This window comes from Microbacterium sp. Root322 (assembly GCF_001425645.1).
GTDB lineage: Bacteria > Actinomycetota > Actinomycetes > Actinomycetales > Microbacteriaceae > Microbacterium > Microbacterium maritypicum.
Genome location: NZ_LMCS01000001.1, coordinates 345,386 through 367,396 on the forward strand (window position 1 = coordinate 345,386; position 22,011 = coordinate 367,396).

Here is a 22,011-nt window from a genome sequence, read left to right on the forward strand (position 1 = left end):
CGGACCTGCTCGTAGCATGGAGACATGCCCTTCTCCGGTGAGATCCACGAACGCGTCGCGAATGCGCCCGCAGTGCCGCATGGCCTGCCGTTGGTGCTGCTTCTCACCGGTTTCACGGATGCGGGCAGCGCGGTCTCCGGTCTGATCGACCACTTGCGCGAGACCGCATCGCCACAGCCGGTCGTGGTGTTCGAGAACGACGCGCTGCTGGACTACCGTGCGCGTCGTCCGGTGATCTCGTTCGACCAGGACCATCTCACGGAGTTCACGCCACCGCGACTCGAGCTGTCGCTGGCGACCGATGCACTCGGTCGTCCGTTCCTGCTCCTCGCCGGATACGAGCCCGACTTCGCGTGGAACCTCTTCGCGAAAACGGTTCTCGCGCTGGCGGCGGAGTTCGAGGTCTCGGGCCTGCACTGGGTGCATTCGATCGCGATGCCGGTACCCCACACGCGCCCGATCGGCACGACGGTCAGCGGCAATCGCCGAGAGCTCACCGTGGCGCACTCCGTGTGGCGTCCGCGCACGCAGGTCCCGGCGACAGCGGGGCACCTGCTCGAATTCCGCTTCGTCGAGCGCGGCGATCGAGCCGTCGGCTTCGTTCTGTTGGTTCCTCACTACCTCGCCGAGACCGAGAATCCCGACGCGGTCATCGCGGCGGCGGAGCGGCTGATGGCGTCGACCGGACTCGTGCTCATGCTGGACGCCGTCCAGGAGCGCCGCGAGGACTATCTGACGCGGGTCGACGAGCAGGTCGCCGGGAACGACGAACTGCAGCAGATGGTCCACAATCTCGAGCGCCGCTACGACGCGTACATGGCGGGACGAAACCCCGACGACGACTCCTACGACGAGGGCGGTTTCAGCGAGCGCGACCTTCCCAGTGCCGATGAGCTGGCCGCGGAGCTGGAGCGCTACCTGGCCTCGCGCCCGTCCGGCGACGAGGACAAGCCCGGTCGCGGTTGAGGCGGATCCGCGAGAACTTCGTCGGAATGCGTCCGCATCGCCACACGTGTGCGATACTAGGACTCTGACCCGTTGTCAATCAGTGTTTTCGAGCGCTGGACTTGACAAGGGTCTTACTAGTGTCCGAAATGTCCCGGGGCTACACAGCAGCTCCGTGAAAGGCGAAACGTGACTCCTGCCACGACGAAGAACACCCGGACGAAGAAGGCTGCCGAAGAGACGACCGCCGACGCTCCGGTCGAGGCCGATGCGCCCGAGAAGCCCGCGCCCCTGAGCGCGGCGAAGCGTGCGGCAGCAAAGCGCGCCCCCGTCAAGAAGAAGAAGTCCGAGGACGTCGTCGAAGAAGACGAGGCTCCCGCAGCTGCCGCTGTAGAGGATGACGAGGACGAGGACGCCAAGCCGAAGTTCACCGAGCCGCTGCCGACCGGCGCGATCGTCATCTCATCGAACGACGACGAAGACGTCCCCGTCTACTCGACGCAGATCACCGGTGCGACGGCCGACCCTGTCAAGGACTACCTGAAGCAGATCGGAAAGGTCGCGCTCCTGAACGCGGCCGAAGAGGTCGAGCTCGCGATGCGCATCGAGGCGGGTCTGTTCGCCGAGGAGAAGCTGTCGGCGATGACCGCGGCCGAGAAGACGAGCCAGCTCGGTCTCGACCTGCAGTGGGTCGCCCGCGACGGTCAGCGTGCCAAGAGCCACCTGCTGGGTGCGAACCTGCGACTCGTCGTCTCGCTCGCCAAGCGCTACACCGGCCGCGGCATGCAGTTCCTGGATCTGATCCAGGAGGGCAACCTCGGTCTGATCCGCGCTGTCGAGAAGTTCGACTACACCAAGGGCTTCAAGTTCTCGACCTACGCCACCTGGTGGATCCGTCAGGCGATCACCCGCGCCATGGCCGACCAGGCCCGTACCATCCGCATCCCGGTGCACATGGTCGAGGTCATCAACAAGCTCGCGCGAGTGCAGCGTCAGATGCTGCAGGACCTCGGCCGCGAACCCACTCCGGAAGAGCTCAGCCGTGAGCTCGACATGACGCCCGAGAAGGTCGTCGAGGTGCAGAAGTACGGCCGTGAGCCGATCTCGCTGCACACTCCGCTGGGTGAAGACGGCGACAGCGAGTTCGGTGATCTCATCGAGGACACCGAGGCCGTGGTCCCCGCCGACGCCGTGGGCTTCACCATGCTGCAGCGTCAGCTGGAGCAGCTGCTCGACTCGCTGTCCGAGCGTGAGGCGGGTGTCATCCGCATGCGCTTCGGCCTGGGCGACGGTCAGCCGAAGACGCTCGACCAGATCGGCGACACGTTCGGTGTGACGCGTGAGCGCATCCGCCAGATCGAGTCCAAGACGATGGCGAAGCTGCGTCACCCGAGCCGCTCGCAGTCCCTGCGGGACTACCTCGAATGAGTCAGGCGAACGAAGGCAAGGCGCTCGAGACCAGCGTCGACGGCAAGAGCTACGCACGCATCCCGCTGCGCACCCGCGTGGTCATGCCCGAGGACGACCTCGATGCGATCATCACGGAGTACGCCAAGGACGCCGTGCAGCCGGGCGACCTGCTGTTCGTGACCGAGAAGATCGTGGCGATCACCCAGGGGCGGTCATACCGTCTCGATGAGATCAAGCCGCGCAAGCTCGCGCTCTTCCTCTCTAAGTACGTCACCCGCACGCCGTACGGCATCGGACTCGGCATGCCCGAGACGATGGAGATGGCGCTGCGGGAGTGCGGCACCCCGCGTATCCTGTTCGCGTCCGCCGTGGCGGCGGTGACCAAGGCTTTCGGCCGTCGTGGTGACTTCTACCGCATCGCCGGAGACAAGGCACGCGCGATCGACGGTCCGACCAAGCACACCATCCCTCCCTACAACGAGGCCGTCGTGCTCGGACCCAAGGATCCCGACGGCGTGGCCGCACGCGTGAAGGCGCTGATCGGCGGTCAGGCGGAGGTGGCGGTGGTCGACATCAACGATCTCGGCGGCAACATCCTCGGTTCGACGCTCGACAAGGACGCAGAGCGTCGCCTCGTCAAGATCCTCGGCGACAACCCGCTCGGACAGGGCCTGGAGTCGACGCCGCTCGGTATCGTCCGCGCGGTCTGATCCGCTCAGATCCACGAAGAAGGCCCCGGATGCTCAGCATCCGGGGCCTTCTTCGTATCTCTCAGAAGCCGATGACCTCGCGGTAGCGAGGCTTGTGCCCCGTGCGGATGCCGGTGACGCTGGGCTTGTTCTCGTACACGCCGGCTCCCCAGTTGCCCTCGACGAGCACGGGCCCGTCCGGGGAGACCACGATGTCCCAGCCGACGTACTGCACCTGCGGCACGACGCGGGCGACCTCGTCGATGAACGCGCGCACCTCGTCCATGTAGGGAAGCTGGAAGTCGGCGATGCGGAAGCCTGAGTCCGGATGTGTCTCGTGCACGTGGCCGTGCGAGTCGTACCCTGCGCCGACGGCATGACCGTTCTCGTCAAGCATCGTGTAGAAGCCGCCGAACGTCATCTGGTCGCTCACGGCACCACGCCCGAACTTCTGGGCCATCGCGAGGATATGGGCCTTCTCGCCGTCGAAGAACGCCGTGATCCGGGTGGTGTTCACCGTGCCGGGGCACACGGCTGCGAGGGCGTCGTGCTGACGGATGACTTCCTCGATCAGGAGTTCGCCGCGGGCCAGCAGCCCACGGTGGAAATCGTCCCAGTCGTCGATGTCGGCGGCGTGATAGCGGTGCACTCCCGTGCCCGCCTGGCCCACCGGCTCCTTCGTGACGATCGTTCCGAGGCGCTGGGTGAGCTCGCGAACAGCGTCGGCGTTGCCCTCCTCGACGACCATCCACTCACGATGCAGATGGTCGGAGAACTGCTTGTCGAACTCGACCTTGTCCTGGAAGATCCAGCGATAGTCCGGGTGGTCGTACCGCTGGGAGAGCTGGTTCGAGACCGGATGCGTCATGTACGTCGCGCGCTCGGCCTTCGTCAGCATCGCGAAGTCGTAGTCGATGTAGTCCTGGAACCCGACGTTGTGGCGCGCGGCCGACCAGAGCATGTCGACGACGATCGCGGGGACCGCCTTGTGGTGCTGCTCGGAGGCCTCTTTGGCGCGTTCCACCACCGATCCGACGTCGATGCGGCGGGCACGTCCCATCAGATAGCGGATGCGGGGCGTGAGGGAAAGACGAGACATGAGGCTCCAGGGTCGGGGTCCCCACCAGTCTACGGGGGCCGGGGAGGCCGACCTGGGAGCCGGAAGCTAGGCTGGAACACGTGTGTGACACGACTTCCAGCTCCCTGCCGCGTGCGATGATCTCCCGCTCCGCCTTGGCGGCAGGAGCGTCGGCGGCGGTGGCAGCCGGTGGTCGCGTGGCCGATCTGCGCCGCGACGCGTGGGGTCACGGCGTCCTCGCCGTCGCCCAGGTCGTGACTGCGGCCGGTGCCGAACATGTGCTCGTCGATGCCCAGGGCGAGGTCGAGGCACTGCAGCTCGAGGGAATCCACGGTGTCACGACCGGACGGCCCGATATCGACGCGTCTCTCCTCTACGGCATCCCCGATTCGGACCGAGAGCTCGCGACACGACCGGTCATGCGGTTGACCGGCCGAGTCCTGTCGACCAAGCGCCTTCGGCCGGGAGACGCCGTCTCCTACGGCTACACCTACCGTGCGTCCCGGGACACCGTGGTGGCGCTCGTGACCGGCGGCTACGCACAGGGCATCGTGCGCGCGCTCGGCAATCACGCCGAGGTGGAGATCGATGGTGTGAGCAGGCCCATCGTCGGGCGCGTCGCCATGGACGTCTGCGTCGTCGACCTCCAGGGCGCCGATGTCGCGGCAGGCACGGAAGTCACCTACTTCGGCGGCGAGGGGCCGGCGTCGTCGGGGATCTCGCGGTGGGCCGCCGTCACCGGAATGAGTGCGGCCGAGCTCATCACCGTCGCCGGCGCTCATGCCGTGCGGGGGTGGGAGGCATGAGTCGCCCCGAACTGCGTCTGAGCAGCAGCGTCTTCCGAGCGAACATCGATGCGGTGCGCGCCCGTGTCGACCCGTCGACGTTGATGCTCGTGCTCAAGGACGATGCGTACGGTCACGGTCTCTCCTGGGCGGTGGATGCCGCGGTGCACGCGGGAATCGAGTGGTTCGGAAGCTACGACATCCGCACCGGTCTCTCCGTCCGCAGGATCGCCGGCGGCGATGCCAGGATCTTCGCCTGGGTCACATCGACGGATGAAGAGATCGACCATGCGCTGATGCAGAGTATCGACCTCGGCGTCGGCACGATCGACTATCTGCGGCGGATCATCGCGCGCGCTGAGGCGCTCGGACGATCTGCACGCGTGCACCTCAAGATCGACACGGGTTTGCACCGCAACGGCATCCTCCCGGAGGACTGGGCGGTGGCTGTGGCGGAAGCGCGCGGAGCCGAGCAGGCGGGGCTCCTGGAGTTCGCTGGCGTGTGGAGCCATATCGCGGAGGCGAGTGACGCCGACGACGACATCGCCCACGAGGCGTTCCTCGACGCGGTCCGCGTCGTCCGGGAGTCGGGCGCGAGCCCCGCGGCGCTTCACCTGACCGCCTCGGCGGCTTCGTGGTGGCGTCCCGAGCTGCGGGGGACGGTCTCACGCATCGGAGCGTTCTGCTACGGCATCCGATCAGCGGAGGGACCGGAACTCGACGGCGTCCGCCCGGCCGCGAGCCTCGTCGCGACGGTCGTCGACCTCGACGGGGATCGGGTATCGATCGGGATCGGCAGCTTCGACGGCCTCCCCTCCACACTCTCCGGAAGCCGCGTCGGAACCGCCGGCGGAGCACGGACGCTCGTGTCGGTGGGACACACCTCATCGGTCGTCGAGGGGTGGCCGGGAGCGCGGGTCGGTGACGAGGTCGTCGTGTTCGGCGCTGGTGAGCGCGGAGAGACGTCGGCGACGACTCTCGCCGAGCGCATCGACACCGTGGGAGAAGAGATCCTCACCCGGCTCACGCCGCGCGTGCGCAGAGTCGTCGCCGACTGATCTGCCTCGGCTGACCACGGTCAGCCGAGGGGAGTCAGGATGCGATCAGACCGTCTCGACGAGGCGGGCCGTCTCGTCGTGCCAGCTGGTGGCGATGCTGCGGAGCTTCTCTTCGTACTTGCGACCATGGTGGGCGCAGAACAGGAGCTCGGACCCGTTGACCTCAGCGGCGATGTACGCCTGAGCGCCGCAGGAATCACAACGATCCATGGCTGTCAGGCGGAACTCGACGGTGGAGGTGTCACGTTCGGTCGTTGCGTTCATCTCGGTGCCTCCTCGGGTGTCGGCTTCGCTGGGGGATTTGGTCAATACAACCACGCTCCACCTGTACGCATGCCCGGTTTGCGGCGTGTTTCGCTCAGCGCGTACGCGACCCCCGCCGAGTAGCCTCCCGCGGGGAGTGTCTGCGGAGTCGGGGGAGCTCACGAGATTAGACTCGGAGATTGTGAATGCCGAGTACTCCGCCCATCATCTCCAGGTGCTTGAAGGCCTCGAGGCCGTCCGCAAGCGCCCAGGGATGTACATCGGGTCCAACGGCTCGCCCGGGCTCATGCACTGCCTCTGGGAGATCATCGACAACTCCGTCGACGAGGCGGTCGCCGGCAACGGCACGAAGATCGACATCATCCTGCATGCCGACGGCAGCGTCGAGGTGCACGACCGTGGGCGCGGCATCCCGGTCGATGTGGAACCGCGCACCGGGTTGACCGGTGTCGAGGTGGTCTACACGAAGCTGCACGCCGGCGGCAAGTTCGGTGGGGGATCCTACGCGGCATCCGGTGGTCTGCACGGCGTGGGCGCTTCCGTGGTGAACGCGCTCTCCGAGCGCCTCGACGTCGAGGTCGACCGCGGAGGCAAGACCTATGCGATGTCGTTCCATCGCGGCGAGCCCGGCATCTTCGCGGACTCGGGGGAGAAGCGCCCGGACGCTCCTTTCACACCGTTCCAGGAGAAGAGCGAACTGCGGGTGATCGGCAAGGCGCCCCGCGGCGTGACCGGCACCCGGGTGCGCTACTGGGCCGATCGGCAGATCTTCACCAAGGATGCGGCCTTCCAGCTGTCCGAGCTGGAGACCCGCGCCCGTCAGACCGCCTTCCTGGTGCCGGGGCTCGAGATCGAGGTCGCCGACAAGCGCACGAATCGTCCGGACGCCCCGGAACTCGGTTCCGAGGACGCGGATTCCCCCGGAACCGTGACCTCCTACCTCTATGAAGGCGGTATCTCGGAGTTCGTCGACTACCTCGCCGTCGACCCGCCGATCACCGACAACTGGCGCATCCAGGGCGAGGGAACGTTCAAGGAGACGGTTCCGGTCCTGCAGGCCGACGGACACATGATCGCCACCGAGGTGGAGCGTGTGTGCGCCGTCGACATCGCAATGCGGTGGGGCACGGGCTACGACACCAAGGTGCGCTCCTTCGTCAACATCATCGCGACGCCCAAGGGTGGAACCCATCAGCAGGGCTTCGAGCAGGAGCTCCTCAAGGTGCTCCGCGCGCAGGTCGAGCAGAACGCCCGCCGTCTCAAGGTCGGCAACGACAAGCTCGAGAAGGACGACGTCCTCGCCGGATTGACGGCCGTGCTCACGGTCAACGTGCCCGAACCGCAGTTCGAGGGGCAGACCAAGGAGATCCTCGGCACCCCTGCGGTCCGGCAGATCGTGGCTCAGGTGATCCGCAAGGACCTGGCACAGCGCTTCAGCTCCACCAAGCGCGACGACAAGAACCAGGCGTCCCAGCTGCTGGACAAGGTCGTCTCCGAGATGAAGGCACGCGTCTCGGCGCGTGCGCACAAGGAGACCCAGCGTCGGAAGAACGCACTGGAGTCGTCGACTCTTCCGACGAAGCTCGTCGACTGCCGCACCAACGAGGTCGAGCGCAGCGAGCTCTTCATCGTCGAGGGCGACTCGGCGCTCGGCACTGCCAAGAATGCGCGCAACAGCGAGTTCCAGGCCCTGCTGCCGATTCGAGGGAAGATCCTCAACGTGCAGAAGGCCTCCGTGGGCGACATGCTCTCGAACACCGAGTGCGCATCGATCATCCAGGTCATCGGGGCCGGCTCAGGGCGGACCTTCGACATCGACGCGGCGCGCTACGGCAAGATCATCCTGATGAGCGATGCCGACGTCGACGGTGCCCACATCCGCACCCTGCTGCTCACCCTGTTCTTCCGCTACATGCGACCGCTGATCGAGCACGGCCGCGTGTTCGCCGCCGTACCGCCGTTGCATCGAATCATCGTGATGAACCCCGGATCGAAGCCGAACGAGACGATCTACACCTACAGCGAGCAGGAGATGCACACGCTGCTGGCGAAGCTCCGCAAGGCGGGCAAGCGCTGGCACGAGCCGATCCAGCGCTACAAGGGTCTCGGCGAGATGGACGCCGAGCAGCTGGCGAACACCACCATGGACCGCTCCGGTCGTCTTCTGCGTCGTGTGCGCATGGAGGATGCGGAGGCCGCGGGGCGCGTGTTCGAGCTCCTGATGGGCAACGAGGTCGCTCCGCGTCGCGAGTTCATCATCGACTCTTCCGACCGGCTGTCGCGCGAGTCGATCGACGCGTGAGGAGATCCGGAGGCCGGCGGTGACCCGCAGCCTCCGGATCGCTCAGACGAGTGTGCGGCCGATGCTGCCGATGACGCCGTCGATGGGCTGACCAGAGGCGTCGCGGCGTGCTCCCGCTTCGGGGAGCTTGCGCACGGCACCGGTCGGATCGACCGCCTGCGGAGGGTTCGGGCCCACCCAGGCGACCGTCAACCGGTCCTCGCCCTTCAAGAAGGAATGCGCGCGGACGCCACCGGTCGCGCGGCCCTTGGCGGGGTACTCCGCGAACGACGACACCTTGGCCCGGCCGGGGTCGGTACCGGGGAGGATGCTCTCTCCACCCGACACCGTGGCGACGACGGCATCCGCAGACGGATCGACCACACCGAAGAAGAGCACGGATGCCCCCGAGCCGAGCTTGACTCCCGCCATTCCGCCGGCCGGTGCTCCCTGCGGGCGCACCGCCGACGCCGGGAAGTGCAGCAGCTGGGCGTCGGTCGTCACGAACACCAGCTCGGCGTCGTCCGGGGCCTCAGCCGCTCCCACGACCGTGTCTCCCGGCTTCATGCCGATGACCTCGAGGTCGGGACGCACAGGCAGGCTCGAGGGAACGATGCGCTTGACCGTGCCCTGCGCCGTGCCGAGTGCGATCGGCGTCTCACTGTCGAAACGCACGAACCCGACCACGCGTTCACCCTTGGTCGTGATGCCGAGGTAGTCGCGCAGCGGGGTGCCGGCGGCGAGCTGCACGGAGGTGGCGGGCACGGACGGGAGGTCGACGGGGGAGAAGCGCACGACGCGGCCGAGGCTTGTGAGTGCTCCGAGTTCGGCTCTGACCGTGGTCTCGACCGTCGTCAGGATCGCGTCGTGCTTGCTGCGCCTGGCGGGGACGGAGAGCTCCTGGCCTTCGCCGAGGTCGACGCGGACCGTGCGACCTGTGGTGGAGAGCACCAGCACGGTCGGTGCGTCGGCGATCTGCAGGTCGACCGCGCCCTTGGTGGCGCGGGGCTTGGGAGGAGCGGCGTTCATCAGCAGCGTGCGCCGGGGGGTGCCGTACGCCTCGGCTGCGGCGTCGAGTTCCTTGGCCACAGCGGCGCGCAGCAGCACGGGGCTGCCGAGGAGTTCGCGGAGAGCAGCGATCTCGGCCAGCAACGCATCGCGTTCGGTCTCGAGCTCGATCCGGGAGAACTTCGTCAGGCGGCGCAGACGCAGCTCGAGGATGTACTCCGCCTGGAGCTCGCTCAGATCGAAGACCGATCGCAGCCGCGCGCGGGCCTGCTCCGAGTCGTCGGACGAGCGGATGACCTGGATGACCTCATCGATGTCGAGAATCGCGATGAGCAGACCCTCCACGAGGTGCAGACGCTCCTCGCGACGCTTCAGGCGGTAGCGGCTGCGACGGGTGATGACCTCGAGGCGGTGGCCGACGTAGACGCTCAGCATCTCCTTGAGCCCGAGCGTGCGCGGCTGGCCCTCGACCAGGGCGACGTTGTTGATGCTGAAGGAATCTTCCAACGGGGTCAGGCGGTAGAGCTGTTCGAGCACCGCGTTCGGGTCGAAGCCGGTCTTGATGCCGATCGCGACGCGCAGTCCGTGATTGCGGTCGGTGAGGTCGGTGACGTCGCTGATGCCCTGCAGCTTCTTCGCCTGCACCGCGTCGCGGATCTTCTCGAGCAGTCGTTCCGGACCGACCATGTACGGCAGCTCCGACACGATGATGCCGGTGCGCCGGGGACCGAGAGGCTCGATCGACGTCTTGCCCCGGACCTTCAGAGCCCCGCGTCCGTTCGTGTAGGCGTCTTTGACGCCGTCGAGTCCCATCAGGATTCCGCCGGAGGGGAAGTCGGGACCGGGAACGAACTCCATCAACTCCTCAGTGGTCGCATCCGGGTGCTCGAGCAGGTGCGTGGCCGCCGCGACCACCTCGATGAGGTTGTGCGGCGCCATGTTGGTGGCCATACCCACGGCGATACCGCTCGCACCGTTGACCAGGAGATTGGGGAAGGCCGCCGGCAGCACGGCGGGCTGCTGGAACTGGCCGTCGTAGTTCGGGATGAAGTCGACGACATCCTCGTCGAGGTTCTCGGTGAGCGCCAGGGCAGCGGCGGCGAGCCGTGCCTCGGTGTAGCGGGCCGCGGCGGGCCCGTCGTCGAGGGATCCGAAGTTTCCGTGCCCGTCGACCAGGGGAACGCGCAGGGCCCACTCTTGAGCGAGACGCACCAGGGCGTCGTAGATCGCGGAGTCGCCGTGGGGGTGCAGCTTTCCCATCACCTCGCCGACGACGCGCGCGCTCTTGACGTGCCCGCGGTCGGGGCGCAGGCCCATCTCCGCCATCTGGTAGAGGATGCGGCGTTGCACGGGCTTCAGACCATCGCGCGCGTCGGGCAGAGCGCGCGAGTAGATCACCGAATATGCGTACTCGAGGAACGAGCCCTGCATCTCGGTGGAGAGGTCGATGTCCTGGATGCGCTCCTCGACAGGCTCGGGCGGCGGGGTTTTCGGCATGGACTTCCTGAGGGCATACGGGAGCCTGTGTCAGACTGGCTCGGATGTCCTTCATGCTACCGTCCGCGCCGCCGAGTTCCCGGAGTGTCGTCGGGGTGGCGGACGACCTGTTCGCCGCTCTGCGCGGTGAGTCCGAGGTGCTGCCGCGCGCGGATTCGGTGGTCCTCGTCGTGATCGACGGCCTCGGCGCGATCAGTCTGCGCGGGCATGCCGGGCACGCACGGGCTCTGACGTCGGGGATGGCGAAGAAGGACGTCGCGCAGTCGGTGTTCCCCTCCACCACGGCGGCGGCGCTCACTAGCATCGTCACGGGCGTGTGGCCGGGGGAGCACGGTCTCGTGGGCTATCGCGTGCTCGATCCGAGCCGCGATGTGCTCGTGAACCAGCTCAGCGGCTGGGAGACCGACGGGATCGATCCCCTCACGTGGCAAGCGGCGCCCACGATCTTCGAGCGAGCGGCCCGCGGCGGTCATGCGAGTTTCGCCGTCGGATTCGCCGGGTACGCCCACAGCGGTTTCACCAAGGCCACGCTCCGCGGGGCCGAGTTCGTCGCGGCGACCACAGCGCGCGCTCGCATCGAAGCGGCGTACGAGCTCGCGCAGACTCATCCGGGCTCTCTCGTCTACTGCTATCTTCCCGAGGTCGACAAGGCCGGGCACAAGCACGGCATCGCCTCAGCGGAATGGGTCGCTGCATTGGAGGACGTCGACGCCGCCCTGTCGTCACGCGTGCCCCCCGGCGTCGGCGTGGTGGTCACATCGGATCACGGGATGGTCGACGTGGCGCCGAATCGACAGGTGGTTCTGGAGGAGACGCATCTCGAGGGGATTCGTCACGTCGGGGGAGAGCCGCGCATGCTGCACGCCTACCTGGAGCCCGCGGCGGACGCCGCCGCGGTGACCGCACGATGGCGCGCCGACCTCGAAGGCGTAGCCGACGTCGTGACCCGTGACGAAGCTGTGCACGCGGGGCTCTTCGGACCGACGGTCACCGAGGCGGCCTCGTCGCGGATCGGCGATGTGCTCGCGATCGCCCGCGGAATCTGGGCCATCTACGACGGCACGGCTGCCGACCAGCGCGGACGAGGGATGGTCGGTCAGCACGGAGCGCTCACACCCGAGGAGCGGCAGGTGCCGGTGATCAGGCTCGGCGCGTTCTCGCGCTGACGCCGATCGCGGAAGCCGCGATCAGACGGGTCTCACTCGTCGGTGCGGGCGCCGAAGACGATCTCGTCCCAGGAGGGCATCGCGTTCCGGCGCCGTCGTCGGCCGTTGGAATCACCGGAGTCCGAACCTGACGGACGCGGTGCAGGCTGCTGCGGCTCCGGCTCGTCATCCGGCTGCTCCAGAGCCTCGAACAGGGAGATCGGGCTCGGCTCGGGGCGCTCTGCGTCCTCGACATCGTCGAGCAGCGGCGCCGTCTCCCGCTGGCCGCGTCGTCGACGAAGCGCCTCCAGGAGATCGGCGGTCTCCGGACTCGTCGTCTGCGCTGCGGGCGCGCGCTTGATCGCCGCGTCCTGCGCGGCGGCGTCGGAGCGCTCAGGGAACGACGGGTCCTCGATCTCCGCATCGGGCGCCGGCAGCAGGCGTGGCCCGAAGGCGCCGGAGTCGAAGCGGCTCTCGTCCTTGTACGGCGAGGTGATCCGGTCGGCGTCCACGGCCCGCAGGCGGGGGATGAGGCCCTCAGGAAGCGAACCCTGCCGCGACAGCTGCGTGGCGTCGGCGTTGAGCGGCGAGAGAGCGCTGCGGCGAGGGTCGAAACTCCAGCGCGCATCGTGATCGACGTCGTTGGCCGTGAACTCGAGCTTGATGATCCAGCCGGACTCGTCCTTCCAGCTCGCCCAACGCTCGGACGTGGCCTCGATCTCGGCGAGCTTGGCCCGCACGGCGACGCCGAAGGTCGGCTGCGCATCGGGTTCGACCTCGCTGCCGATGAGCACGGGAACGGCGAGCGCCTGCCCGATCACATGCTCGCGCTCGGCGAGGACCGGGCCTTCGAACCGTGCGACGTCGTCGACGCCGATGCCGAGCAGTTCTGCGACCTCCGTGGCCGTGAGGCCGGCACGGATCTGCGCCTGGATGTCGCGCGGGCTCGCGGCGAGCTTCTGAGCCGTCGGCTCGCTCTGACGCGTGGCGCGACGGATCTCGCGCTGCAGCATGTCGTCGATGGGCAGCGCGAACCGCTCGCCCGACTCGGTCGCGAGTACGAGGACTCCTGCTTCTGTGCCGACGATGGTGACGTTTTCCATGCGAATGCCCCTCTGATGGGTGTCCGTTCATGGTGTCACGTGCGAGGCGTCAGGCCCGGGAATACCCTGGGCGTGCCGTGAGTTTCCTCCGTCGCACGGACGAGCATTTGCGTTATGTCGTTTGGTCGTGCAAACTATGGCCGCCGAATACCCGACGGCGCACCACCCACTCGCACCATGAAAGTGGAGATCTACCGCATGGCAACCGATTACGACGCCCCCCGAAAGAGCGAAGACGACTCCGAGTCGATCGAAGCCCTGAAGGAGCGTGTGCCGGACAAGCTCTCCGGCTCAAGCGGGGACGAAGACTCCGACAACCCGTCGAGCTTCGACCTTCCGGGTGCCGACCTCTCCGACCTCGAGCTCGACGTCGTCGTGCTGCCCGCGCAGCAGGACGAGTTCACGTGCATGAGCTGCTTCCTCGTGAAGCACCGCTCACAGCTCGACCACGAGGGCGCATCCGGGCCCATCTGCAAGGAGTGCGCTGCGTAAGCAGTCCTCCGAGCGACGTATCACGCGCCCCCGACCACACCGGTCAGGGGCGCGCTGTCGTCTGTGGGAAGCGTCTCAGTCGCGCGAAGCGCGGATCGCCGCGGCCAGGCGGTCGGGCGTGCGGGTCGAGATCGTCCAGGCGTCGACCGGGTCGTCCTGGTCGAGGTTCGGAACGACGACGATGCCGTCGATGCCGCCGCGGATCAGGTGCCACCCACGTGCCGGCAGCCCCGGGCCGCGGGCGTGACGAGCTTCTTCGCCCGTCAGGGCCACGGGGTCGCCGAGATGCCTGGTGTCGATGTGTGCGCGGCCTGCGTGCAAGACGGAGCCGACGACGGAGACGACCGGGGCGGCGGCGATGAAGCCCAGCACCAGCAGAGCCGACACGGCCGCGCCGAGCACGAGCGCGACGGTCGAGCCGATCGGCACGAAGACGAGCGAGACCATCGGGCCGGCGACTGCGACGGTCACGAGCAACCAGAGGCTCGGCGAGAGCCTTTCGCGGTAGCGGGGGCGTGTGTCTGTGGCGGGGTTCTGCATTAGCCTCATGGGGTGACCGATTCCGTTGATATCCCCATTATCGCTGCAGTGGTGCCCGGGTACGCGCATCCGGGCGATGCCGGTGCCGATCTGATCGCGGCGGAAGCCGTGCACCTCGAGCCGGGGGAGCGCGCACTCGTGCCGACGGGCGTGCGTATCGCCCTCCCCGAGGGGTACGCAGCGTTCGTGGTTCCGCGCAGCGGGCTGGCGGCGAAGCACGGGATCTCGATCGTGAACTCGCCCGGAACTGTCGACGCGGGCTATCGCGGCGAGATCAAGGTGAGCCTGATCAACACCGATACCCGGAGCGCGTACGATGTGGCCGTCGGCGATCGTATCGCGCAGCTGATCATCATGCCCGTCACGCGCGCCACGTTCATCCCGGTCGACGAGCTGCCGGACAGCGTCCGCGGCGCCGGAGGATTCGGATCCACCGGCTATCAGGCAGCGACCCACCAGAACGAAGCAGGACAGGCCAATGACTGACAACAACGAGACCCCTTCGAAGTCGGCACCGCTGAATCGTGCCACCGACGGTCCCTTCGATGACTCCGAGGCGAACCCCGTCCGCCCGTACATCGACCTCGGCGGGATCAAGATCCTTCCGCGGGAGGGCCTGAACCTCCGTCTCGAGGTCGAGGAGCAGTCGAAGCGCATCGTGGCGGTCGGTCTCGACTACGCGGACTCCTCGCTGCAGGTGCAGCCGTTCGCGGCGCCGCGCACCGGTGGGCTGTGGGACGAGACGCGCGTGCAGCTGCGCGACCAGGTCAAGGCGCAGGGCGGCCGAGTGGAGGAGAGGGAAGGCCCGCTGGGCAAGGAGCTCCTCGCCGAGGTGCCCGCCACGGCGGCGGAGGGATCCGGGCTGCGCCTCGCGCGCTTCATCGGCATCGACGGTCCTCGCTGGTTCCTCCGCGGTGTGATCGGTGGCGCCGGCGCCTCCGACCCGGATGCGGCCGCGAAGGTCGAAGACCTCTTCCGTTCGATCGTGGTCGTCCGTGGCGGATCCCCCATGCCTCCGCGCGACCTGATCCCGCTCAAGATGCCGGCGACCCCGGGTTCCGCGTGAGCGCTCCCGAGCCCGGACCCGAACGAGACAAGAGCACCTCCGAGATTCTCGGGCAGGCTCTCGGAGGCGCTGCGCGTCGCGCCGGCCTCGACCCCGCCGAGAGCTCGAGCACGCACAAGGTGGTCTGGTCCGCGATGGGCGGGTGGCGCGGCATCCTCGAGTCGGTGCTGCCCAGCCTCGCGTTCGTGGTCATCTTCACGATCCGCCCGGAGCCGCTGATCCTCTCGCTCGGGATCTCGGTCGGTCTCGCGGCGGTCTTCACGATCATCCGGCTCGCTCAGAAGTCACCGCCCTCGGCAGCCCTCGGCGGTCTCGTCGCCGCGGGTGCGGCTGCGGCGCTGGCGCTGTGGACCGGACGCGGCGCTGACAACTTCGTCCCCGGACTCATCACGAACGCGGTCTACGGATCGGTGATCCTGGTCTCCGCTCTGATCGGGTGGTCGCTGATCGGCCTCGCGGTCGGATTCCTGATGGGGGAGGGCACCACCTGGCGCAATGATCGCCGCAAGCGTCGTGCCTACTTCTGGCTCGGGATCGCCTGGGCCGCGCTGTTCTTCGCGCGTCTGGCCGTGCAGCTGCCTCTTTATCTCGCCGGAGATGTCACAGCGCTCGGCACTCTCAAGCTCATCATGGGCCTGCCCCTCTTCGCGCCGCTGATCGCCGTCACCTGGCTCGTCGTTCGCGCTCTCCACCCGCGCGAGCCCGCGAGCGAGGATGCTCCGGAGGCGTGATAGATTTATCTTGACATCAAGATAAATCGCAGGCTTTCGCCGGTGAGCTGCGCGGAGCAGACTGGTTAGGGCCGCCTTGCTAGCCGCAGGGGCTCGCTGGCGAGCAAGATGGAGGCGCCTGTCGCTCCCATCCGAATAGAAGGAGACGGATCCGTGTCCACGGTGAACAGCTTCGGTGCCAAGAGCACCCTGACAGTCGGCAGCACCGACTACGAGATCTTCCGCATCGACACGGTGCCCGGTTTCGAGAAGCTCCCCTTCAGTCTCAAGGTTCTCCTCGAGAACCTGCTTCGCACCGAGGACGGCGCGAATGTGACGAAGGCGCAGATCGAGGCGCTGGGTTCGTGGGATGCCGCGGCCGAGCCGAACACCGAGATCCAGTTCACGCCGGCCCGTGTGGTCATGCAGGACTTCACCGGTGTGCCCTGCATCGTCGACCTCGCCACCATGCGTGAGGCCGTGACGGCGCTCGGCGGTGACGCGAACAAGATCAACCCGCTCTCGCCCGCTGAGATGGTCATCGACCACTCCGTGATCGCCGACCTGTTCGGCTCGGAGAACGCGCTCGAGCGCAACGTCGAGATCGAGTACGAGCGCAACGGCGAGCGCTACCAGTTCCTGCGCTGGGGTCAGACGGCGTTCAGCGACTTCAAGGTCGTCCCGCCCGGGACCGGCATCGTCCACCAGGTGAACATCGAGCACCTGGCCAAGGTCATCTACGACCGCAACGTCGACGGCGTGCTCCGCGCATACCCCGACACCTGTGTCGGCACCGACTCGCACACCACCATGGTCAACGGCCTCGGTGTGCTGGGCTGGGGCGTCGGCGGTATCGAGGCCGAGGCGGCCATGCTCGGCCAGCCCGTGTCGATGCTCATCCCGCGCGTCGTCGGCTTCAAGCTCTCCGGCGAGATCCCCGCCGGGGTCACCGCGACGGACGTCGTGCTCACGATCACCGACCTGCTGCGCAAGCACGGTGTGGTCGGCAAGTTCGTCGAGTTCTACGGTGAGGGCGTCGCCTCGGTGCCGCTCGCCAACCGCGCGACCATCGGCAACATGTCCCCGGAGTTCGGCTCCACCGCCGCGATCTTCCCGATCGACGACGTCACCCTCGAGTACCTGCGCCTCACCGGCCGCAGCGAAGAGGCCGTCGCGCTGGTCGAGGCGTACGCCAAGGAGCAGAAGCTCTGGCACGACGCCGCGCACGAGCCCACCTTCAGCGAGTACCTCGAGCTCGATCTCGGCACCGTCGTGCCGTCGATCGCCGGCCCGAAGCGCCCGCAGGACCGCATCCTCCTCTCCGAGGCGAAGTCGCAGTTCGAGCAGGACATCCTGAGCTACGCCTCGCCGTCCACCTCGGATTCGATCGTCGACCTCGAGTCGAAGCACTCGTTCCCGGCGTCCGACCCCGGTCAGGCCCCCGGCGACGAGGAGCCGACCACGCGTCCGGTGCACATCAACAGCGGCGCCCCGGCGAACGCCTCGAAGCCCGTGCCGGTCACGACGCCGTCGGGGGAGAAGTACATCCTCGACAACGGCGCCGTCACGCTCGCGGCCATCACCTCGTGCACCAACACGTCGAACCCCTCGGTGATGATCGCCGCCGGTCTCGTCGCACGCAAGGCGCTCGCGAAGGGCCTGAAGCAGAAGCCGTGGGTCAAGACCACGCTCGGCCCCGGCTCGAAGGTCGTCACCGACTACTACGAGAAGTCCGGACTCGACAAGGACCTCGAGGGCCTCGGGTTCTACACCGTCGGCTACGGCTGCACGATCTGCATCGGCAACTCGGGTCCGCTGATCGAAGAGGTGTCCGAGGCGATCAACTCGCACGACCTCGCCGTCACGGCCGTCCTCTCGGGCAACCGCAACTTCGAGGGGCGCATCAGCCCCGACGTGAAGATGAACTACCTCGCCAGCCCGCCGCTGGTCATCGCGTACGCGCTGGCCGGGTCGATGCATTTCGACTTCGAGAACGACGCGCTCGGCAAGGGCACCGACGGGGAAGACGTCTTCCTCAAGGACATCTGGCCGACTCCGGCAGAGGTGCAGGAGCTCGTCGACTCCTCGATCTCGCGTGAGCAGTTCATCAAGCAGTACGCGACGGTCTTCGACGGCGACGAGCGCTGGCGCAGCCTGCCCACTCCGGACGACGACATCTTCCAGTGGGACGAGAACTCGACCTACGTGCGCAAGGCGCCGTACTTCGAGGGCATGACGATGGAGCTCACCCCGGTGAAGGACATCGAGGGTGCACGCGTCATGGCGACCCTCGGCGACTCGGTGACCACCGACCACATCTCGCCCGCCGGCAACATCAAGGCCGGCACGCCTGCGGCCCAGTACCTCACGGAGCACGGCGTCGACCGCAAGGACTTCAACTCCTTCGGCTCGCGTCGAGGCAACCACGAGGTCATGATCCGCGGAACCTTCGCCAACATCCGTCTGAAGAACGCGATGGTCGCGGCCGTCAACGACGGACAGGTGGTCGAGGGCGGCTACACGCGTGACTTCACTCTGCCGGGCGGCCCGCAGTCGTACATCTACGACGCGAGCATGAACTACCAGGCAGAGGGCACGCCCCTGGTCATCTTCGGCGGCAAGGAGTACGGCTCCGGTTCGTCGCGTGACTGGGCGGCCAAGGGCACGAGCCTGCTGGGCGTCAAGGCGGTCATCACCGAGAGCTTCGAGCGCATCCACCGCTCGAACCTGATCGGCATGGGCGTCGTCCCGCTGCAGTTCCCCGCCGGCGAGAGCTGGGAGTCGCTGGGCCTCGACGGCACCGAGATCGTCTCGATCTCGGGTCTGGAAGAGCTCAACAACGGCGTCACACCCAAGACGGTCAAGGTCACGGCGATCCCGAGCGAGAACTCGCCCGAGGGTAAGCAGCCGGTCGAGTTCGACGCGGTCGTCCGCATCGACACCCCCGGCGAGGCCGACTACTACCGCAACGGCGGCATCCTGCAGTACGTGCTGCGTTCGCTGGTCTGATCGCACAGATGAGGGGGCTCGGATCTTCGGATCCGAGCCCCCTCATCGCGTCATCCCTTCCTGTCAAGGGGGCGGCGCCCTCCGGGTTTTCCCGGAGTCTCGGGGTAGGATCTAGAGACGTCCGCACCCTCGTCGGGCGCTTGTGACGGAGCCTGTGAGGAGGTGCAGATGCCCATTCTTCCGAGCATCTCAGGACCCCGTGATCTGGATGCGCTCTCGACAGAGCAGCTGGCGGAGCTCGCCGCGGAGATCCGCGAGTTCCTGGTCGAGAACGTGTCCCGTACGGGTGGCCATCTGGGGCCCAACCTCGGTGTCGTCGAGCTGACGATCGCTCTGCACCGCGTGTTCTCCTCCCCGGACGATCCCTTCATCTTCGACACCGGACATCAGTCCTACGTGCACAAGCTCCTCACCGGGCGCCAGGACTTCTCCGCGCTGCGTCTCCGAGGCGGCCTCGCCGGCTATCCGCAGCGGGGGGAGAGCCCCCACGACGTCGTGGAGTCCTCGCACGCCTCCAGCTCGCTCAGCTGGGCCGACGGCATCTCGCGGGCGCTGACGGCGACCGGACGCGCGGACCGGCACGTGGTCGCGGTCGTCGGCGACGGCGCACTCACCGGCGGCATGACCTGGGAGGCGTTGAACAACATCTCCGACGACAACGACCGCAACCTGGTCATCGTCGTCAACGACAACGGGCGCTCGTATGCACCGACGATCGGCGGCATGTCGCGGTACCTCAACCGCGTGCGCACGGCAGCGGCCTACAAGGACCTCCACCAGCGCTCCGACCGCCTGTTCCGGGCGTTCGGTCCCGTAGGGCGTGCGGTCTTCCGCGGCGTCCGTGGGGGCACGCACGGCTTCCTCTCACGTTTCACGAACAACGAGGCCCTCTACTCGAACCTCGACATCAAGTATCTCGGCCCGGTGGACGGACACGACCTGCCTGCGCTCCTGGAGACGCTGGAGCTGGCGAAGTCCTACGGGGCCCCTGTCATCGTCCACACGATCACCGAGAAGGGGCGGGGCTACCAGCCGGCTCGGGATGACGAGGCCGATCAGTTCCACGCCGTCGGCAAGATCGATCCGACGACCGGCGAGACGCTCTCCTCCGGCGGGCGAGGCTGGACGGATGTGTTCTCCGACGCGCTCGTGTCCATCGGCGAGCAGCGCAGCGACGTGATCGCGATGACGGCTGCGATGCTGCGCCCGACCGGGCTGGCGCCGTTCGCCGAGCGCTTCCCCGATCGGGTCTACGACGTGGGCATCGCCGAGCAGCACGCCGTCGCGTCCGCCGCTGGCCTGGCGTACGGGGGCCTGCACCCCGTCGTGGCCCTCTACGCCACCTTCATGGGGCGCGCCTTCGATCAGGTGCTGATGGATGTCGCCCTGCACCGCGCCGGGGTGACCTTCGTCCTCGATCGCGCCGGCGTCACAGGTCCCGACGGTCCCAGCCATCACGGCATGTGGGATCTCGCGATGCTGCAGATCGTCCCGCACATCCGTATCGCCGCGCCTCGCGACGGTGCGCGTCTGACGGAAGCCCTCGGCGAGGCCGTCGATGTCGAGGACGCCCCCACCGTCATCCGGTTCCCGAAGGGGGAGGTCGCCGCCGATCTGCCGGCGATCGAACGACTGAGCGACGGTGTCGACGTGCTCGCCCGCGGCGAGTCCGAAGACGTTCTCATCGTCGCCATCGGCCCGTTCGCCGAACTCGCTCTCGACGTCGCCGAGCGGCTCCGTGCGCAGGGGATCGGTGCGACGGTCATCGATCCGCGCTGGGCCATCCCCGTGCAGCCCTCGATCGTCGAGCTCGCGGAGCATCATCGCCTCGTGATCACGCTCGAGGACGGCATCCGCGTCGGTGGCGTCGGCACTCGTGTGCGCCAGGTTCTCCGGGAGGCCGGGATCGACACCGCGGTGGACGAGCTGGGGCTGCCGGACGAGTTCATCGACCATGCCTCGCGTGATCAGATCCTCTCCGACGCCGGTCTCACGGCACCGAAGATCGCGCAGGACATCGTCTCGCAGGTGCTCGGGACGCGCATTCCGAAGGCGCGTCACGCGGGGGAGAGCGGAACCATCGACATCCCGCTGCACGAGCGGCACTGACGCCCGATCGGATGTCGGCGCCGCCGCCGTCAGTTCAGCGCGTGCAGTGCCGCGACGGCCTGTGCGCCTCGGTCGACGTCACGGAGCGCCGTCGAGAGCAGATAGCCGTCGGTGAGCGCGTCGCCGGTGACCATGACGCGCACGAGCTCGACGCCGCAAGCACGGCGCACCTCCTCGGCGCTGGCGGCGATGACGCGGGTGTTGATCTCGTCGTTGTGCGGGAGCTCGGCCCCCTCGAGCCCACGGATCGCATCCCTCAGTGCCGCGCCGACGATGTTCGATGCGCGTTCCTTGACGTTGACCACATCGAGCTCGAAGACCCGCAGGTCGCTTCCCGTCGGTATGGGGCGCCACTCGAACGAGGCGTGGACCCGATGCTGATGGCCGCTGGATCCGGTCATCTCGCGCGCGGGTAGATCCGTCGCGCGGCAGCGGACATCGATGAGCTTGTACCAGTAGAACAGCGGGAAGGCGCCGTGGGACCCCGGGTGCAGGACCACGACCTCGCCGACCGCGCCTGCGCGAGCGGACGGGCGTCGCTGTGGACGGTTCCGGATGATCGGCTTGCCGTTGCGGGTCCGGATCGCTGCCCAGCCCTCATCGACCGTGACGATGAAGAGCTTGAGGAGGGCGGGCAGGACCAGGAGCGTGGTGAGGATCGCCGTGCCGGTCTTCAGCAGCCCCGACATCCCCTTGCCGCCCAGCATCGTGAAGAGCATGTCCATGACACCACTGTGCAGGGTCGCAGCGCGCGGGAGTACCGGGGAGACGCCCGGTTCGGGGGAGTTCATGCGCTGTTCCCCGCGCGTTCTCCGCGATGCT

19 protein-coding genes are annotated in these 22,011 nt (G+C 67.6%); 13 read left to right on the top strand and 6 right to left on the bottom strand.

The features are described 5' to 3' along the window. The first annotated feature begins 24 nt into the window (after positions 1-24). The 3 genes from ASC55_RS01665 to ASC55_RS01675 all read left to right on the top strand — a co-directional run bounded on the left by ASC55_RS01665 (position 25) and on the right by ASC55_RS01675 (position 3,065). Positions 25-966 carry a proteasome assembly chaperone family protein gene (locus tag ASC55_RS01665; RefSeq protein ID WP_055867890.1) on the top strand — a complete coding sequence of 314 codons (942 nt, stop codon included), beginning with the start codon at positions 25-27 and terminating at the stop codon, positions 964-966. A gap of 168 nt (positions 967-1,134) precedes the next feature. Further along, on the top strand, positions 1,135-2,373 hold the full coding sequence (locus ASC55_RS01670) for an RNA polymerase sigma factor (protein WP_017830477.1): 1,239 nt from the start codon (positions 1,135-1,137) through the stop codon (positions 2,371-2,373). After that, entirely contained in the window at positions 2,370-3,065 is a 696-nt protein-coding gene (locus tag ASC55_RS01675; RefSeq protein ID WP_055872442.1) for a coenzyme F420-0:L-glutamate ligase, read from the top strand. The genes ASC55_RS01670 and ASC55_RS01675 overlap by 4 nt, the downstream gene beginning before the upstream one ends. A gap of 61 nt (positions 3,066-3,126) precedes the next feature. On the opposite strand, the gene ASC55_RS01680 is transcribed toward ASC55_RS01675, so the two are convergent. Then, a complete protein-coding gene (locus ASC55_RS01680; RefSeq protein ID WP_055872443.1) occupies positions 3,127-4,143 on the bottom strand; it encodes a sugar-transfer associated ATP-grasp domain-containing protein in 1,017 nt (338 codons plus the stop codon). 80 nt (positions 4,144-4,223) lie between these two features. Between ASC55_RS01680 and ASC55_RS01685 the strand changes: the two genes are divergently transcribed. Both ASC55_RS01685 and ASC55_RS01690 read left to right on the top strand, forming a co-directional pair. Continuing rightward, complete coding sequence (locus ASC55_RS01685) at positions 4,224-4,928, top strand: alanine racemase (protein WP_235563069.1); 705 nt, start codon at positions 4,224-4,226, stop codon at positions 4,926-4,928. After that, positions 4,925-5,965 (top strand): alanine racemase, encoded by a 1,041-nt coding sequence (locus ASC55_RS01690; RefSeq protein WP_055872445.1) that lies wholly within the window; start codon positions 4,925-4,927, stop codon positions 5,963-5,965. The genes ASC55_RS01685 and ASC55_RS01690 overlap by 4 nt, the downstream gene beginning before the upstream one ends. Before the next feature lie 45 nt (positions 5,966-6,010). Here the strand turns inward: ASC55_RS01690 and ASC55_RS01695 are convergent, their stop codons facing one another. Further along, entirely contained in the window at positions 6,011-6,229 is a 219-nt protein-coding gene (locus ASC55_RS01695) for a DUF7455 domain-containing protein (protein WP_021200689.1), read from the bottom strand. Positions 6,230-6,410: 181 nt separating this feature from the next. Between ASC55_RS01695 and ASC55_RS01700 the strand changes: the two genes are divergently transcribed. Then, complete coding sequence (locus ASC55_RS01700) at positions 6,411-8,531, top strand: DNA topoisomerase IV subunit B (RefSeq protein ID WP_082524199.1); 2,121 nt, start codon at positions 6,411-6,413, stop codon at positions 8,529-8,531. Positions 8,532-8,573: 42 nt separating this feature from the next. Here the strand turns inward: ASC55_RS01700 and ASC55_RS01705 are convergent, their stop codons facing one another. Further along, positions 8,574-11,015: a DNA gyrase/topoisomerase IV subunit A gene (locus ASC55_RS01705; protein ID WP_055867905.1), complete on the bottom strand. Its 2,442-nt coding sequence runs from the start codon at positions 11,013-11,015 to the stop codon at positions 8,574-8,576. A 95-nt stretch (positions 11,016-11,110) separates the two neighbouring features. On the opposite strand from ASC55_RS01705, the gene ASC55_RS01710 reads away from it, so the two are divergent. Then, a complete protein-coding gene (locus ASC55_RS01710; protein WP_055872446.1) occupies positions 11,111-12,181 on the top strand; it encodes an alkaline phosphatase family protein in 1,071 nt (356 codons plus the stop codon). 32 nt (positions 12,182-12,213) lie between these two features. Here ASC55_RS01710 and sepH read toward each other — a convergent pair whose 3' ends face one another. Next, the gene (gene sepH / locus ASC55_RS01715) at positions 12,214-13,263 is read right to left on the bottom strand and encodes a septation protein SepH (protein WP_055872447.1); all 1,050 of its coding nucleotides are present in this window, start codon (positions 13,261-13,263) and stop codon (positions 12,214-12,216) included. A 198-nt stretch (positions 13,264-13,461) separates the two neighbouring features. On the opposite strand from sepH, the gene ASC55_RS01720 reads away from it, so the two are divergent. Next, positions 13,462-13,755, top strand: a complete 294-nt coding sequence (locus ASC55_RS01720; RefSeq protein ID WP_029259298.1) for a DUF4193 domain-containing protein — start codon at positions 13,462-13,464, stop codon at positions 13,753-13,755. Positions 13,756-13,830: 75 nt separating this feature from the next. Here the strand turns inward: ASC55_RS01720 and ASC55_RS01725 are convergent, their stop codons facing one another. Beyond that, a complete protein-coding gene (locus ASC55_RS01725) occupies positions 13,831-14,304 on the bottom strand; it encodes a DUF3093 domain-containing protein (RefSeq protein ID WP_051056600.1) in 474 nt (157 codons plus the stop codon). Between the two features lie 3 nt (positions 14,305-14,307). On the opposite strand from ASC55_RS01725, the gene dut reads away from it, so the two are divergent. The 5 genes from dut (at position 14,308) to dxs (ending at position 21,189) form a co-directional block, all read left to right on the top strand. Continuing rightward, positions 14,308-14,781 carry a dUTP diphosphatase gene (gene dut, locus ASC55_RS01730; RefSeq protein ID WP_051056601.1) on the top strand — a complete coding sequence of 158 codons (474 nt, stop codon included), beginning with the start codon at positions 14,308-14,310 and terminating at the stop codon, positions 14,779-14,781. Continuing rightward, complete coding sequence (locus tag ASC55_RS01735; RefSeq protein WP_017830490.1) at positions 14,774-15,361, top strand: DUF3710 domain-containing protein; 588 nt, start codon at positions 14,774-14,776, stop codon at positions 15,359-15,361. Before dut ends, ASC55_RS01735 begins: the two co-directional genes overlap by 8 nt. Beyond that, on the top strand, positions 15,358-16,092 hold the full coding sequence (locus tag ASC55_RS01740) for a DUF3159 domain-containing protein (RefSeq protein ID WP_017830491.1): 735 nt from the start codon (positions 15,358-15,360) through the stop codon (positions 16,090-16,092). Before ASC55_RS01735 ends, ASC55_RS01740 begins: the two co-directional genes overlap by 4 nt. Before the next feature lie 153 nt (positions 16,093-16,245). Continuing rightward, positions 16,246-19,080 carry an aconitate hydratase gene (locus ASC55_RS01745; protein ID WP_055867921.1) on the top strand — a complete coding sequence of 945 codons (2,835 nt, stop codon included), beginning with the start codon at positions 16,246-16,248 and terminating at the stop codon, positions 19,078-19,080. Positions 19,081-19,248: 168 nt separating this feature from the next. Continuing rightward, positions 19,249-21,189 (top strand): 1-deoxy-D-xylulose-5-phosphate synthase, encoded by a 1,941-nt coding sequence (gene dxs, locus ASC55_RS01750; RefSeq protein WP_055872448.1) that lies wholly within the window; start codon positions 19,249-19,251, stop codon positions 21,187-21,189. A 29-nt stretch (positions 21,190-21,218) separates the two neighbouring features. Here the strand turns inward: dxs and ASC55_RS01755 are convergent, their stop codons facing one another. Continuing rightward, a complete protein-coding gene (locus tag ASC55_RS01755; protein ID WP_055872449.1) occupies positions 21,219-21,980 on the bottom strand; it encodes an SPFH domain-containing protein in 762 nt (253 codons plus the stop codon). Positions 21,981-22,011: the final 31 nt, after the last annotated feature.

What these genes read in the sequence shown, in the direction of transcription:
- ASC55_RS01665 (WP_055867890.1), top strand. Translation starts at nt 25, where the DNA reads ATGCCCTTCTCCGGTGAGATCCACGAACGCGTCGCGAATGCGCCCGCA.
- ASC55_RS01675 (WP_055872442.1), top strand. Translation starts at nt 2,370, where the DNA reads ATGAGTCAGGCGAACGAAGGCAAGGCGCTCGAGACCAGCGTCGACGGC.
- ASC55_RS01680 (WP_055872443.1), bottom strand. Translation starts at nt 4,143, where the DNA reads ATGTCTCGTCTTTCCCTCACGCCCCGCATCCGCTATCTGATGGGACGT.
- ASC55_RS01690 (WP_055872445.1), top strand. Translation starts at nt 4,925, where the DNA reads ATGAGTCGCCCCGAACTGCGTCTGAGCAGCAGCGTCTTCCGAGCGAAC.
- ASC55_RS01695 (WP_021200689.1), bottom strand. Translation starts at nt 6,229, where the DNA reads ATGAACGCAACGACCGAACGTGACACCTCCACCGTCGAGTTCCGCCTG.
- ASC55_RS01705 (WP_055867905.1), bottom strand. Translation starts at nt 11,015, where the DNA reads ATGCCGAAAACCCCGCCGCCCGAGCCTGTCGAGGAGCGCATCCAGGAC.
- sepH (WP_055872447.1), bottom strand. Translation starts at nt 13,263, where the DNA reads ATGGAAAACGTCACCATCGTCGGCACAGAAGCAGGAGTCCTCGTACTC.
- ASC55_RS01720 (WP_029259298.1), top strand. Translation starts at nt 13,462, where the DNA reads ATGGCAACCGATTACGACGCCCCCCGAAAGAGCGAAGACGACTCCGAG.
- ASC55_RS01725 (WP_051056600.1), bottom strand. Translation starts at nt 14,304, where the DNA reads ATGAGGCTAATGCAGAACCCCGCCACAGACACACGCCCCCGCTACCGC.
- ASC55_RS01735 (WP_017830490.1), top strand. Translation starts at nt 14,774, where the DNA reads ATGACTGACAACAACGAGACCCCTTCGAAGTCGGCACCGCTGAATCGT.
- dxs (WP_055872448.1), top strand. Translation starts at nt 19,249, where the DNA reads ATGCCCATTCTTCCGAGCATCTCAGGACCCCGTGATCTGGATGCGCTC.
- ASC55_RS01755 (WP_055872449.1), bottom strand. Translation starts at nt 21,980, where the DNA reads ATGAACTCCCCCGAACCGGGCGTCTCCCCGGTACTCCCGCGCGCTGCG.